This is a genomic window from Aromatoleum aromaticum EbN1 (genome assembly GCF_000025965.1).
Lineage (GTDB): Bacteria > Pseudomonadota > Gammaproteobacteria > Burkholderiales > Rhodocyclaceae > Aromatoleum > Aromatoleum aromaticum.
In genome coordinates this window covers 3972706-3986121 of sequence record NC_006513.1, presented here as the reverse complement: position 1 = coordinate 3986121, position 13416 = coordinate 3972706, and the positions used below count along the sequence as shown (strand labels likewise).

The 13416-nt window shown below is 63.7% G+C and carries 13 protein-coding genes; 8 read left to right on the top strand and 5 right to left on the bottom strand.

Annotation, left to right across the window (positions count from 1 at the left end; all coding sequences use genetic code 11):
• Positions 1-6: 6 nt before the first annotated feature.
• Entirely contained in the window at positions 7-2202 is a 2196-nt protein-coding gene (locus EBN1_RS19010; RefSeq protein WP_041646601.1) for an FAD-dependent oxidoreductase, read from the bottom strand.
• A 401-nt stretch (positions 2203-2603) separates the two neighbouring features.
• The gene (locus tag EBN1_RS19005; protein ID WP_041646600.1) at positions 2604-4400 is read right to left on the bottom strand and encodes an ABC transporter transmembrane domain-containing protein; all 1797 of its coding nucleotides are present in this window, start codon (positions 4398-4400) and stop codon (positions 2604-2606) included.
• Positions 4401-4660: 260 nt separating this feature from the next.
• Here EBN1_RS19005 and EBN1_RS19000 point away from each other — a divergent pair, with 260 nt between their 5' ends.
• Entirely contained in the window at positions 4661-5128 is a 468-nt protein-coding gene (locus tag EBN1_RS19000) for a hypothetical protein (protein ID WP_157866654.1), read from the top strand.
• A 77-nt stretch (positions 5129-5205) separates the two neighbouring features.
• Here EBN1_RS19000 and EBN1_RS18995 read toward each other — a convergent pair whose 3' ends face one another.
• Complete coding sequence (locus EBN1_RS18995) at positions 5206-6225, bottom strand: adenylate/guanylate cyclase domain-containing protein (protein ID WP_241762771.1); 1020 nt, start codon at positions 6223-6225, stop codon at positions 5206-5208.
• Between the two features lie 257 nt (positions 6226-6482).
• Between EBN1_RS18995 and infA the strand changes: the two genes are divergently transcribed.
• Entirely contained in the window at positions 6483-6743 is a 261-nt protein-coding gene (gene infA / locus EBN1_RS18990) for a translation initiation factor IF-1 (RefSeq protein WP_011239608.1), read from the top strand.
• Between the two features lie 37 nt (positions 6744-6780).
• Here the strand turns inward: infA and EBN1_RS18985 are convergent, their stop codons facing one another.
• Both EBN1_RS18985 and EBN1_RS18980 read right to left on the bottom strand, forming a co-directional pair.
• A complete protein-coding gene (locus EBN1_RS18985; RefSeq protein WP_085938659.1) occupies positions 6781-7767 on the bottom strand; it encodes an HpcH/HpaI aldolase/citrate lyase family protein in 987 nt (328 codons plus the stop codon).
• Between the two features lie 115 nt (positions 7768-7882).
• A complete protein-coding gene (locus EBN1_RS18980; protein ID WP_011239606.1) occupies positions 7883-8872 on the bottom strand; it encodes a malate dehydrogenase in 990 nt (329 codons plus the stop codon).
• A gap of 217 nt (positions 8873-9089) precedes the next feature.
• On the opposite strand from EBN1_RS18980, the gene EBN1_RS18975 reads away from it, so the two are divergent.
• The 6 genes from EBN1_RS18975 (at position 9090) to EBN1_RS18950 (ending at position 13414) form a co-directional block, all read left to right on the top strand.
• Complete coding sequence (locus EBN1_RS18975) at positions 9090-9818, top strand: GntR family transcriptional regulator (protein WP_011239604.1); 729 nt, start codon at positions 9090-9092, stop codon at positions 9816-9818.
• Between the two features lie 106 nt (positions 9819-9924).
• Positions 9925-10314 (top strand): succinate dehydrogenase, cytochrome b556 subunit, encoded by a 390-nt coding sequence (gene sdhC / locus EBN1_RS18970; protein WP_011239603.1) that lies wholly within the window; start codon positions 9925-9927, stop codon positions 10312-10314.
• A complete protein-coding gene (sdhD, locus tag EBN1_RS18965; RefSeq protein ID WP_011239602.1) occupies positions 10308-10655 on the top strand; it encodes a succinate dehydrogenase, hydrophobic membrane anchor protein in 348 nt (115 codons plus the stop codon). Before sdhC ends, sdhD begins: the two co-directional genes overlap by 7 nt.
• A 2-nt stretch (positions 10656-10657) precedes the next feature.
• Positions 10658-12451, top strand: coding sequence for a succinate dehydrogenase flavoprotein subunit (gene sdhA / locus EBN1_RS18960; RefSeq protein ID WP_011239601.1), 1794 nt, complete (start codon positions 10658-10660; stop codon positions 12449-12451).
• Between the two features lie 19 nt (positions 12452-12470).
• Positions 12471-13181, top strand: a complete 711-nt coding sequence (locus tag EBN1_RS18955; RefSeq protein ID WP_011239600.1) for a succinate dehydrogenase iron-sulfur subunit — start codon at positions 12471-12473, stop codon at positions 13179-13181.
• On the top strand, positions 13178-13414 hold the full coding sequence (locus tag EBN1_RS18950; RefSeq protein WP_011239599.1) for an FAD assembly factor SdhE: 237 nt from the start codon (positions 13178-13180) through the stop codon (positions 13412-13414). The genes EBN1_RS18955 and EBN1_RS18950 overlap by 4 nt, the downstream gene beginning before the upstream one ends.
• Positions 13415-13416: the final 2 nt, after the last annotated feature.

Below are 13416 nucleotides of genomic sequence, written 5' to 3'. Positions count from 1 at the left end.
TCGTAGTCAGCGCTGCGAGGGGGTTGCCGGGCGTGCCGCCGCTGTGGGGCGCCCACCCGAGCCCCTGCGCCAGGCGTGGAAACGTCCGACCCACTCGAGCAGTTTTTGCGGCGCATGCGCGCGCTTCCATTCACCGGCCGCGTACTTGTTGGCTTCGGCGAGCGTCGGGTAGATGTGGATCGTGCCGAGGATCTTGTTGAGCCCCAGTCCGTGGCGCATCGCCATCACGTATTCGGCGATCAGGTCGCCGGCGTGCTCGCCGACGATCGTCACACCGAGGATCCTGTCCTTGCCGGGCACGGTGAGCACCTTGACGAAGCCGTGCGCCTCGCCGTCGGCGATCGCGCGGTCGAGATCCGCGATGTCGAAGCGCGTGAGCTCGAAGGGGATGTCGCGCTCTCTCGCCTCCTGCTCGTTGAGGCCGACCCGGGCGACTTCCGGGTCGACGAACGTCGCCCACGGCACCGCCGAATAGTCAGCGCGGAACTTCCTGAACGGCGCGAACAGCGCGTTGACGGACGCATACCAGGCCTGGTGCGCGGCGGTGTGGGTGAATTGATACGGACCGGCGACATCGCCTGCGGCATAGATATTGGGAAAGCTCGTCTGCAGGTATTCGTTGACGTCGATCGTACGTCCGGTCGGAACGCCCAGCTCCTCCAGCCCGTAGCCCTTCAATTGTGCGGACCGCCCGACGGCGACCAGCAGTACGTCGAACGGGACGTGGACTTCCTGCCCCTGGTGTTCGGCAATCAGGATCTTCTCGCCATTCTCGACGACGAAACGCCGGGTGTCGTGGCCGGTGCGCAGATCGATGCCTTCGGCGCGGAAGCGTGCCATGACCATCTCGGAGACCTCCGCATCCTCGCGCGGCATGATCCGCCTGCCCTTGACGACCAGCGTTACCGCGGCGCCGAAACGCGCGAAGGTCTGCGCCAGTTCCGAACCGATCGGGCCACCGCCGAGCACGAGCAGCCGGCGGGGCAGCGCGTGCAGGGTCCAGATCGTGTCCGAGGTGTAGTAGCCGACGTCCTCTATGCCGGGAATCGGCGGCACGGTGGGACGGGCGCCGGCGGCGATGATGATGCTGCGCGTGGTGAGCGTCTCGTGCCGGCCATCGTTACGCGCGATCTCCACTTCCCAGGGCGAGACGATCTTCGCCCGGCCCTCGATCACCTCGACGCCGAGGCTCGTGTAGCGCTCGACCGAGTCGTGCGGCTCGACGGTCTTGATGATCGCGTGCACGCGTTCCATCACGTCCGCGAAATCGAACTCCGCCCGCGCAGAGCGAATGCCGAATTCGTTCGAGCGCCGCATGTGCGAGAGCAGCTTCGCCGAGCGGATCAGTGCCTTCGACGGCATGCAGCCGGTGTTCAGGCAGTCGCCGCCCATCCTGTGCTTTTCGACCAGAGTGACTTTCGCCTTGACCGCGGCGGCGATGTAGCTGCTCACCAGGCCGGCCGCACCGGCACCGATCACGACGAGGTTGCGATCGAAGTGCGCCGGCTTCGGCCAGCCGGCGTACACCCGCCGTGCCTTCACGACCTCGACGAGCTTCTTCGCGATCAGCGGGAACACGCCGAGCAGCGCGAACGAGGCGAGCAGGCCCGGCGACAGGATGCCCGACAGCGAGTCGATCTGCGCGAGCCGGGTGCCGGCGTTCACATAGACGACCGTGCCGGCGAGCATGCCGAGCTGGCTCACCCAGTAGAAGGTCCAGGTGCGGAGCGGCGTGAGCCCCATCACGAGGTTGATGACGAAGAACGGAAACACCGGCACCAGACGCAGTGTGAAAAGGTAGAAGCCGCCGTCCTTCGCGACGCCTTCGTTGATCGCGCGCAGCCGCTCGCCGAAGTGCGCCTGCACGGCCTCGCGCAGCACGAAGCGCGAGGCGAGGAAGGCCAGCGTCGCGCCGATCGTGGAAGCAAAGGAGACGATCAGGGTGCCCCACGCCAGCCCGAAGATCGCGCCAACCGCGAGCGTCATGACCGCGGCGCCGGGCAGCGACAGGCTCGTGACCGCGACGTACACCGCGAAGAAGGCGAGTGCCGCCGCAACCGGTCGCGCCTCCCGCCATGCTTCGAGCGCGGCGTGCTGAGTCTTGAAGAAGTCGAGACTGAAGTATCGATCGAGATCGAACACGAAGAACAGCGCGGTCGCGAGGGCGAGCGTGCTCAGGATGATCAGGCGGCTGGTTTTCATTGTTGGACCCGGTGTCGTGGGCGACTCGAACGCCGCATGCCGATTGGTCGTCGACCCGCGTGAATAGCTTACAGCGTCCGGGAGATCGAGCGTCCTCGGTGTGGCGGCGAAAAGCCGGCGATGAGGAATTCTTATGGTTCATCGTGCCTTTCCGTGGAAGGCGCGATGAACCAAAAAATTTATCGCACCGCCTTCAGCGCGACCTTCACGATTTGCTCGATTCCGTCCGCCGGCAGGGCTGCGACCGCAGCGACCACGACAGCGATTCAGGATCGCTTCGGCGGACAGGCGATCCAGCTGGTGTCGAGGCGCAGCGGCGCCTCGCCCAGCGTCCTTTATCAAGCCCAATTCCAATTCGCGCTACCGCTCGAACCGTCGCCAGACCGGAAACCGTCAGACGGTCAAAGGTCGAGTTGGAGCGCGGCCAGACGCGCGTAAAGGCCGCCTCCATGACGCAGATCCTCCGGAGTGCCGGTCTCGACGATGCGGCCGCGATCCATCACCACGATCCGGTCGGTTTTTTGCACCGTTGCAAGCCGATGGGCGATGATCAGCGTGGTGCGCCCCTGCATGGCGGCGTTGAGTCCTTGCTGCACCAGGATTTCGGATTCCACATCGAGAGCGCTGGTGGCTTCGTCGAGAAGCAGCATCGGCGCGCCTTTCAGGATCGCGCGCGCAATCGCGATGCGCTGGCGCTGTCCCCCGGACAGTCGGGTGCCGCGTTCGCCCAGGAATGTACGGTAGCTCTCCGGCAGTCGCTCGATGAACTCATCAACCAGAGCCGCCTGCGCCGCTGCGATGACTTCGGCGTCGCTCGCCGCGGGACGGCCGTAGCGGATGTTCTCCAGCGCGCTGGCGGAAAAGATCACCGGGTCCTGCGGCACGATCGCGATGCCTTTGCGCAGGTCGTGCAGGCTCAGCTGGCGGATATCCTGGCCGTTGATCCGTATCGCGCCGCCGGATATTTCGTAATAGCGCAGCAGGACCTGGAACATGCTCGTCTTGCCCGCGCCGGACGGACCGACAAGCGCGACGCTCTCGCCCGGCGCAATCGTCAGGCAGATGTCGTCGAGCGCACGCGGGTGCGGGCGAGCGGGATAGCGGAACGTGACCTGCTCGAAACTGATCGCTGCCTGCGCCGGATGCGCAGGCGATTGTGGCAAGCTCGGTTCACGGATGGCGGAGTCCGCGTGCAGCAGTTCCAGCAGACGCTCTGCTGCCCCGGCCGCGCGCATGACGTCGCCCCAGACTTCTGCCATGGTCCCGACGCCACCGGCGACGAGGGCCGCGTAAAGGACAAAGGACGCCAACTGGCCTTGGGTCAGGATGCCGTCGTGCATCTGACGCACACCGACCCACAACACGAAAATGATCGTTCCCATCACCGCGGTGATGATCAAAGTCGTGAGCGCAGCGCGCACGCGCGTGCGCCGGATCGCCGTCGTGAACCCGGTTTCCGCAGCAGTGGCAAAGCGTTCCGCTTCGTGCCGCTCCTGCGTATAGGCCTGTACCGTCGGCATGGCATTGAGGATTTCACCGGCCAGTGCCGAGGCATCGGCAATCCTGTCCTGGGATTCGCGCGAAAGTCTTTTGACCTTGCGGCCGATGGCGATGATGGGCAGCGTCAGCAAGGCCATGAGGCCAAGGTTCAAGGAAAACAGGTAGAGGCTGGTGACGGCCAGCATGACCATGCCACCAGTGAACTGGAACAGGCTGCGCAATCCCATCGACACGGAACTGCCGATCACTGTCTGGATCAGCGTCGTGTCGCCGGTCAGCCGGGACAGGACTTCGCCAGTCTGCAAGGTCTCGAAGAATTGGGGCGACTGGGATAGTACGCGCCTATATACCGCACAGCGCAGATCCGCGGTTGCCCGCTCGCCGATCCAAGACACGGTGTAGTAACGGGCCGATACCGTCAAGGCCCAGGCGCTCGCCAATCCGAACAGGGCGATGAAATGCCCGGTCAGGTTCAGCTCACCGAGCAGACCGCCATCGGCCTGCTCGCGTGCGCCAAACCCCAGGTCGACGAGGTCGCCGAACGCCAGCGGGAGCAGCAGGATGATTGCCGAACCGAGGCAGAGCAGGATGAAGGCCAGCGCAATTCGCCCCCGATAGGGCTGCAGGAACGGCCACAGGCCTGTCAGCGCCGACAAGGGGCGCGGCGTCGAGGCCTGTTTCAGGGTATCGCCGGGCATCCGCAATTATTGTTCTTCTCGAGGCGAGGTGGAGGAGCTGCTCGATGTTGTCCCCCTTTTGGCGGAAGGTACAGAAGGCAAGGCGCATGCCGTGACCACCGCGGCGCCTGGCTGACAGAGGGAATGCTCAGACTTCATCTGCCGGCCGCCACGGTCGAAATCTGCTGCAGTGCGGCTTCCACCTGTTACCAATCAGGTCTTTCGCGCGGAAGCCGCAATGTTTATGCTTGGGAACACCTATCCAGTGACTCGGAGCCGTAATGAAGAGCGCATCAGATGAAAAGCGCAGACGCGCGGGTGAACGGGAGAGTGTTTCGGGGGGGCGCCCCGGCGTCGACCCGGCCTTGTGGATAAAGTGGTCGGAAGCGGCGATGCTCGAAAGCATGAAATGGTTCGACGTGTGGCTCCAGGGAACCCAGCGGTTCTGGAGTGCCGGGTTCAGGACGCTCGGACGTCCCGTCGCCGGCAATGAGGATCTGCGCCGCGTGTCGGATATGCCATGGATTCCGCATCTCGAAGCCGAAGTCATTCCTCTGCGGCGCAAGACCGACCAGCCCGGAGCCGAAGCGACCCGCATCTCGATGCGCGTGCCAATGCCGTGGCCGATCGGCGGGGCGGACGTGATTTCGCTCCAGGCGATCGTCGGCCGTCGCAGCAGCAAGGATGGCGAGTCGCAAGACGGGGCAGATTCAGCCGGTCCGGACGAGAATCGCAAAACGCAGGGGTGAATCGGCCGCGTCAAACGTCCCCGCCCGAATGCCGGATCATCGAAGCCGAGGCGCTTGCCGGGACCGTCGGCTTCCGGTCAGAGGCAAACGAAGCCGATAAGGTGCGGATTGTCGATACACGTCCTGCCGAGGGCGAAGTGCCCGTGTTTCCTGAGGACGACTTCCTCACGCGACAGCACGAATTCCTTTTCGCCGTCTATCAATACAAAAGTACCGTTGCTGCTGCGGTCGACCAGCACGAACTTGTCGCCGCGCAGCTCGATTTCAGCATGCTGGCGCGAGGCGCGGGTATCGCTCAGGCGCAGGTCCGACAAGGCATCCCGGCCGAGCCGCGCGCTCGGCATCTGTGCATTGAGCACAAGCGATTGTGTGCCGAGATAAAGCCGCAGTTCCGGTTTTTCATCGGCGTCGAAATCGACTGTCTGCACCACAGTCAGGTCACCCGGCGCTCCGCCGCACAACAGTTCGAAGGGCTCGGTCAGCCGCGACGCACCACGCAGGCTGCGCGCCTGCAGCGGGCGGAGCAGCGGGCGCCACTCGGCGCTGAGTTGCCGCGCCGTTTCCATCGACGTGATGGCGCGCCCCGGCGATGCGAGTTCCAGCAGGCGCGCCGCGATGTTGACCGTGTCGCCGAACACGTCGCTGTCGTTTTCGACGACGGGTCCGTAGTGAAACGCGATGCGCACGGCCAGTTTCTGCCCGGCCGAGAGCGGCAGCTCCCGCACCACCTGGTGAATCCTGAGCGCAGCCTCGCATCCGTGATCGGCTTCGCCGAAGACTGCCATCAGACCGTCTCCGGTGTGCTTGACGACCCGTCCGCGACGCCGTTCGATTTCGGCCCGCATTTCGTGTACGCAGCGATCGACCAGCCGGAAGGCCAGGGAGTCGCCGACGCGTTCGTAAAGGCGGGTGCTCCCGGCGAGATCCACAAAAAGCACAGTGCGTTCGGGCGGGTGAGGCGGAGCGTGAGTCATGGAGGAATTATAAGGAATTGGCCCCCGCTTCTGGATTCTTCTGCTGGGGCTCGGCTCTTGCCTACGCTTGGGGAGCTTGGAGGTAATCCTGTATAGTGATCGCGATAACCCAAGCGCCGGCATATACGCTTCGATTGCAGCGGGCGCCCTGTGCCATCTCCCATGTCCCGGTATTCTAGACGCCTCGACAGATCGGGCGTTGCACCGGTGTCGGATTCGTCGTCCTCCTGCCGCCGAAAGGAAAAGGCTTCGTCGCAGCGCTCGACAGGCCGGCGCTGAAGGCGCAGGCGTTCCCAGAAATGCGGAATGTCCGGTCGACAGGCGAGGAGGGGCGAACGCGGGGAATTCCTCGCCGGATGGATGACTGAAAGGAAAAGGAAATGGCCAAGGAAGAGCTGCTGGAAATGGAAGGGGTCGTCAACGAAGTGCTGCCCGATACGCGCTTTCGCGTGACGCTCGAGAATGGAGTCGAGGTACAGGCTTACGCTTCGGGAAAAATGCGCAAACACCGCATCCGCATCCTCGCCGGAGACAAGGTCAGTGTCGAACTGTCTCCGTATGACCTGACCAAGGCGCGCATCAGCTTCCGTCACAAGGACGAGCGGCCGGCAGGTGCTCCCTCCCAGTTTCGCCGCCGCTGATGGCGATCGTGGCAGCAAATGGGCTGCCACCTCGGGACTACGAGAAAAAGCGCCGCATCCCTTCGTCCGGCAGGACCATGCCGGTCGAGTGTGCACGCTGCAGCAATTCCCAGTAGTAGCGGTAGGAGGCACGGTCGTGGAGCTTTCCGCGATGCTGGATCGGACCCCAACCACCCTCCTGGGCGGCGGCGAGAATGCCGCTGGCTTCTTCGACTTCGGAAAAATCCGGCCGCATCGCTTCGATGATCGGAACGATCTGGTTCGGATGGATGCTCCACATCCGCAAGTATCCGAATTGGCGTCGCGCCCGCTCGGCGTCGTGGCGGATGAGTTCCAGATCCTTGAGTTCGGTCGTCACGTTATGTGATGGAACGACGCCGTTGGCGAGCGCCGCGGCGGCAATTTCGACTTTCGCGCGGACGACGAGCGGATGCGTGAATTGGCCCGGGCTTTTCATCGCCGCGCCGGGAATCGCGCCGTGGTGGCCGGAGACGAAATCCATGAGGCCGAAGTCGAGCGATTCGACTCCCGGCAGCGCCGCAATATCCCACGCTTCGCGCAGGGCGCCATGCGTCTCGACCAGGACGTGGACCGGGATTTCCCGCCCGGTCCGGGCAGTGGCTTCGAGCCTGCGCAAGGTTTCGATCTGGTGGCGCGTATCGGCAGCGCCGCGCACTTTCGGCAAGGTGACGAACGCCAGTCGGCTACCGGCCCGGGTGATGAGGATTTCGAGATCGCGCTGCCAGTGCGGGTGCGTGACATCATGGATTCTCGCGCCGACGTGGCCGTAGCGGTTGTCGGCGCATGCCACGATCTCGGCGACCATCTCGGCGTGCTCGGCTTCGGCACCGGTGCGCGCGCCGTCTTCGCAGTCGCAGGTCAGATCGAAGACCGGACCCATTTCGTGCTGAAGCGCCAGTGCTTTCCTCATCAGTTTTTCCGAGCCGGCGTAGTGATCGACCGCGGCGAGGACGGGAAACGGCTTTTCGCCGGCGAACAGGACGTCAGCAGGGTGTCGCATCACACATCTCCGTGGGTGAGGAAAGTGCCCGATTCTCCAGGGAACTACAGCCTTCCACCATCAAAAAAAATGCCGCGGCATCCTCCCGCGGCATTTTCTCGCAAAGAACCGGAAACGATTACTTGAGCATGTCGGCGACTGCCGCGCGCTCGTCTTCCAGTTCGCCGAGGGTCTTGTTGATCTTTTCGCGCGAGTATTCGTCGATCTCCAGTCCCTGGATGATCTTGAAGTCGCCGTTCTTGCACTCGCACGGGACGCCGAACACCACGCCGGCCGGAATGCCGTAGGAACCGTCGGACGGAACGCCCATCGTCACCCAGTCATCGGAGCCGAGCGCCCAGTCGTGCATGTGGTCGATCGCAGCATTCGCGGCAGAGGCGGCCGACGACAGGCCGCGCGCGTCGATGATCGCGGCGCCGCGCTTGCCGACGGTCGGCAGGAACACGTCGTTGTTCCACGCGTGGTCATTCACCAGCGCCTTTACGGAGTCGCCGTTCGACGTGCAGAAGCGGTAGTCGGCGTACATCGTCGGCGAGTGGTTGCCCCACACGACCATCTTCTTGAGGCTCGACACCGGGCGACCGGTTTTCGCAGCCAGTTGCGACAGCGCGCGGTTGTGATCGAGGCGCAGCATGCCGTGGTAGTTGTTCGGGTTCGTGCGGCCGACTTTGCGGGCAGCGGCGCCGGCGATGTAGGCGTTGGTGTTGCAGGGGTTGCCGACGACCAGCACCTTGACGTTCTCGTTCGCGTTCTCGGCGATCGCTTTGCCTTGCACGGTGAAGATCGCGCCATTGGCGGTCAGCAGGTCGGCACGTTCCATGCCGGGGCCGCGCGGGCGGGCGCCGACGAGCAGGCAGTAGTCCGCATCCTTGAAGGCGACGTTCGGGTCGTCGGTGGCGACCATTCCGGCGAGCAGCGGGAACGCGCAGTCCTCGAGTTCCATCATCACGCCCTTGACCGCCTTCTGGGCTTGAGGAAGATCGAGCAGTTGCAGGATCACGGGCTGGTCTTTGCCCAGCATCTCGCCGCTGGCAATGCGGAACAGCAGGCTGTAGCCGATCTGGCCGGCGGCGCCGGTGACGGCGACGCGCACAGGGGCTTTGCTCATGTGAGTACTCCCTCTAAAGCGAATTGAAGACAGTGAGAATGATTGGTCTGTCGCCCGCGATTTCAGTTCAACGTTCGACTCCGGGGCCTGAAGGCCAGCCGCCGGGGCCGAAAGATGTTAAAAGCAAGTATCAGCCATGTCAATTCGCCTCTGGTGTCTTATATAAGACATGAGACAGACGATGGACGCTGGAAAACTTTTATGATGAAATGCGCGAATGGCACAGGAATCCCCCACATTCAGTCCGCTTTACCGGCAGATCAAGAGCCTGATCCTGCAGGCGCTCGAGTCTGGCGAGTGGCGTCCCGGCCAGGTGATTCCGAGCGAGCAGGAACTTGCTGCCCGCTTCAGCGTTTCGCAAGGCACCGTGCGCAAGGCCATCGATGAAATGGCGGCGGACAACCTGCTGATCCGCAAGCAGGGAAAAGGCACTTTCGTTGCATCCCATAACGATCCGCGGGCTTTGTTCCGCTTCCTGCGGCTCGTGCCGATGGATGGCGATCTTGCGCCTCCACAGAGCGTGCCGATGGACTGCTGGCGGGCGAAGGCGGGGCAGGAAGCGTCCCGCATGCTGGGCATCGGGCTGGGTGATCCGATCATCATCGTCCGGCGCGTGCTGAAATTCGCCGCCAAGCCCATCGTCATCGACGAAATCTACCTGCCGGGCGAAGTGTTCCCCGGGCTCACGCTGGAAGTGCTGCAAAGCTGGAACGGCTCGCTCTACAGCCTGTTCGAAACCCGTTTCGGCTTGCGCATGATCCGTGCCCAGGAACGCCTGCGTGCCGTGGCGGCGGACCGCTCGACGAGCGAGGCGCTGAAAGTGCCCGAAGGAACCCCGCTGCTGTCGGTCGAGCGGGTCACCTATACGTACGGGGACCGGCCGGTCGAGTGGCGGCGCGGGCTTTATTCGACGGCGGAGCATTTTTATCTGAATGAACTGAACTGACGGGGCCGGAGTCGGGACGGAGCATGTTCCGCGTATATAATCCCGGCTCCTTGCAATCTGGGAGAACCGCGTCGGGAAACCGTCGCTCATCGAGGGGTAAAACAATATGTCAGAAGCCATAGTGCGCAAGCAGCGGCCGAAATTCCTGGCCCTGCACGAAATCCGGCTCCCGTTGCCGGGTTTCGTCTCGATTCTTCATCGGGTGAGCGGAGCGGGACTGTTCCTGATGCTGCCGTTCCTGCTGTTCCTGTTCGACCGCAGCCTGGGATCGCCGGAGTCCTTTGAAACATACAAGAGTGTGGTGGCGAACCCGCTCGCCAAGCTGCTGCTGCTCGGCCTGCTGTGGGCGTACCTGCACCACTTCTGCGCCGGCATCCGTTTCCTGCTGCTCGACCTGAACAAAGGGACCGACCTGAAGTCCGCCCGCAACAGTTCGCGCATCGTCCTGGTCGTGAGCATCGCGCTGACCATCATCATCGGGGTGAAGCTATGGTAAAGCGTATCGTTGTCGGTGCTCACTACGGCCTGCGCGACTGGATCGGGCAACGTGCCACGGCCGTGTTCATGGTGATCTTCACCATCCTGTTCGCGATTGCCGCGCTCCGCCTGCCGGAAATGACCCATGAAGCGTGGTCCGGCCTGTTCCGCAGTGGCGTGATGCGCTTCTTCACATTCCTGTTTTTCCTCGCATTGTTCTATCACGCATGGATTGGCGTGCGGGACATTTTCATGGACTACATCAACCCGGTCGGCGTCCGCCTGGTCCTGCATGTGGTAACGATCTTCGTGCTCGTCGGCTATGCCGGATGGGCTGCCCAGATTCTTTGGAGGCTGTGAGCGTGAACGTCGCAAAGCGTACTTTTGACGCGGTCATCGTGGGTGCCGGTGGAGCAGGGCTGCGTGCCGCCCTGCAACTTTCCGAGTCCGGACTGAAAACTGCCGTGCTGACCAAGGTGTTCCCGACGCGCTCGCACACCGTCGCGGCCCAGGGCGGCGTCGCCGCCTCGCTCGGCAACACGACCGAGGACAACTGGCACTGGCACATGTACGACACCGTCAAGGGGTCGGACTGGCTGGGCGACCAGGACGCGATCGAATTCATGTGCCGCAAGGCGAACGAGGTGGTCGTCGAACTCGAACACTACGGCATGCCGTTCGACCGCACCGACAACGGCAAGATCTACCAGCGGCCGTTCGGCGGTCACTCGCAGAATTACGGCCAGGCCCCCGTATCGCGCTCGTGCGCGGCGGCGGACCGTACCGGCCACGCGATGCTGCACGCGCTGTACCAGCGCAACGTGCGCGCGAACACCCAGTTCTTCGTCGAATGGATGGCGCTGGACCTGATCCGCGACGCCGACGGCGACGTGCTCGGCGTGACCGCGATCGAGATGGAAACCGGCGAAGTCTGCATCTTCCACGCGAAGGCGACGATTTTCGCGACCGGCGGGGCGGGACGCATTTTCTATAGCTCGACGAACGCGTTCATCAACACCGGCGACGGCCTCGGCATGGCTGCGCGTGCGGGTGTTCCGCTCGAGGACATGGAGTTCTGGCAGTTCCACCCGACCGGCGTGTTCGGTGCGGGCGTGCTGATCACCGAGGGCGTGCGCGGCGAAGGCGGCATCCTGCGCAATGCGTCCGGCGAGCGCTTCATGGAGCGCTACGCACCGAACCTGAAGGACCTCGCGTCGCGCGACATCGTATCGCGCTCGATGGTGACCGAGATCAACGAAGGTCGCGGCTGCGGTCCGGACAAGGATCACGTGCTGCTCGACATCACGCACCTGTCGCCGGAAACGATCATGAAGCGGCTGCCCGGCATCCGCGAGATATCGATCCAGTTCGCCGGCGTCGACCCGATCAAGGCACCGATCCCCGTCGTGCCGACCGCGCATTACCAGATGGGCGGCATCCCGACGAACTTCAAGGGCCAGGTCGTGGCGCCGAAGGACGGGAATCCAAACACGCCGATCACCGGCTTTTACGCCGCGGGCGAGTGCGCATGCGCGTCGGTACACGGCGCGAACCGGCTCGGCACGAACTCGCTGCTCGACTTGCTGGTGTTCGGCAAGTCGGCCGGCGAGTCGGTCGTCGAGGATTTCCAGAGCGGCGACCTGAGCCTCAAGCCGCTGCCCGCGGATGCCGCCGACGTGTCTCTGGCGCGGCTCGCCCGCCTCGAAGGGCAGAAGAACGGCGAGAGCGTGTTCGAAGTCGGCCTGGAGATGCGTCGCACGATGCAGAAGCACGCCGGCGTGTTCCGCTTCGACAACCTGCTGAAGGAAGGCGTCGCAAGGATCAAGGAAGTTGCCGAACGTGCCAAGCGCACCGAGATCAAGGACAAGTCGAAGGTGTGGAATACCGCGCGGACCGAAGCCCTGGAGCTCGACAACCTGATCGAAGTGGCCAAGGCCACGATGGTTTCGGCCGAGGCGCGCAAGGAATCGCGCGGCGCCCATGTGCGGGACGACGCGCCCGACACTGCGGAATTCCCGAACGGCCGCAACGACAACCAGTGGCTCAAGCACACCCTGTGGTACAGCGAAGGCAACCGGCTCGACTACAAGCCGGTGACGATGGAGCCGCTGTCGCAGGATGTCGAGCCGATCGCACTCGCGAAACGCACCTACTGAGCGCGGGAGAAGGACAGAAATGAGCAAGCGCACCGTCAAACTGAAGATGTACCGCTACGATCCGGACAAGGACGACAAGCCGTACATGCAGGATTACACCCTCGAACTCGAACCGTCCGACAAGAAGCTGCTGGACGCGCTGGTTCGCCTGAAGTCGAAGGACGACACCTTGTCGTTCCGCCGCTCGTGCCGCGAAGGTGTATGCGGTTCGGACGCGATGAACATCAACGGCAAGAACGGCCTGGCCTGCCTGACCGACATCGACGGCCTGCCGCAGCCGATCGTGCTGCGCCCGCTGCCGGGCCTGCCGGTGATCCGCGACCTGATCGTCGACATGACGCAGTTCTTCAAGCAGTACCACTCGATCAAGCCGTACCTGATCAACGAGACGCCGCTGCCCGAGCGCGAGCGGCTGCAGTCGCCGGAAGAGCGCGAGGAGCTCAACGGCCTCTACGAGTGCATCCTGTGCGCGTGCTGCTCGACCTCGTGCCCGTCGTTCTGGTGGAACCCGGACAAGTTCGTCGGCCCCGCCGGCCTGTTGGCAGCGTACCGTTTCCTCGCCGACACGCGCGACGAGGCCACGACCGAGCGCCTCGACAACCTCGAGGACCCGTACCGGTTGTTCCGCTGCCACAGCATCATGAATTGCGTCGACGTCTGTCCGAAGAATCTCAATCCGACGCGTGCGATCGGCAAGATCAAGGACATGATGGTCAGCCGCGCAGTATGAGCATCGACCGCGGACGCTTGCGCTGGCAATGCCGTCGCGCTTTTCTCGAGCTCGACCTTGTTTTCGCACGCTTTCTGGAAAGGGATTTCGACCGTCTCACCGACGGTCAACTGGCGGATCTGGAGGACTTGCTGCGCTGCGAGGATCATGAGCTTTGGGCCATGGTCAACGGCAGCGAGCCCTGCGGGAACGACCGGTGGAAGGAGATGATCGGCCTGTTGCGTCAGCAATGACC

Coding starts and splice junctions, on each gene's coding strand:
- EBN1_RS19010 (WP_041646601.1), bottom strand. CDS start 2,202: ATGAAAACCAGCCGCCTGATCATCCTGAGCACGCTCGCCCTCGCGACC.
- EBN1_RS19005 (WP_041646600.1), bottom strand. CDS start 4,400: ATGCCCGGCGATACCCTGAAACAGGCCTCGACGCCGCGCCCCTTGTCG.
- EBN1_RS19000 (WP_157866654.1), top strand. CDS start 4,661: ATGAAGAGCGCATCAGATGAAAAGCGCAGACGCGCGGGTGAACGGGAG.
- EBN1_RS18995 (WP_241762771.1), bottom strand. CDS start 6,225: ATGCCGGCGCTTGGGTTATCGCGATCACTATACAGGATTACCTCCAAG.
- infA (WP_011239608.1), top strand. CDS start 6,483: ATGGCCAAGGAAGAGCTGCTGGAAATGGAAGGGGTCGTCAACGAAGTG.
- EBN1_RS18980 (WP_011239606.1), bottom strand. CDS start 8,872: ATGAGCAAAGCCCCTGTGCGCGTCGCCGTCACCGGCGCCGCCGGCCAG.
- EBN1_RS18975 (WP_011239604.1), top strand. CDS start 9,090: ATGGCACAGGAATCCCCCACATTCAGTCCGCTTTACCGGCAGATCAAG.
- sdhC (WP_011239603.1), top strand. CDS start 9,925: ATGTCAGAAGCCATAGTGCGCAAGCAGCGGCCGAAATTCCTGGCCCTG.
- sdhD (WP_011239602.1), top strand. CDS start 10,308: ATGGTAAAGCGTATCGTTGTCGGTGCTCACTACGGCCTGCGCGACTGG.
- EBN1_RS18955 (WP_011239600.1), top strand. CDS start 12,471: ATGAGCAAGCGCACCGTCAAACTGAAGATGTACCGCTACGATCCGGAC.
- EBN1_RS18950 (WP_011239599.1), top strand. CDS start 13,178: ATGAGCATCGACCGCGGACGCTTGCGCTGGCAATGCCGTCGCGCTTTT.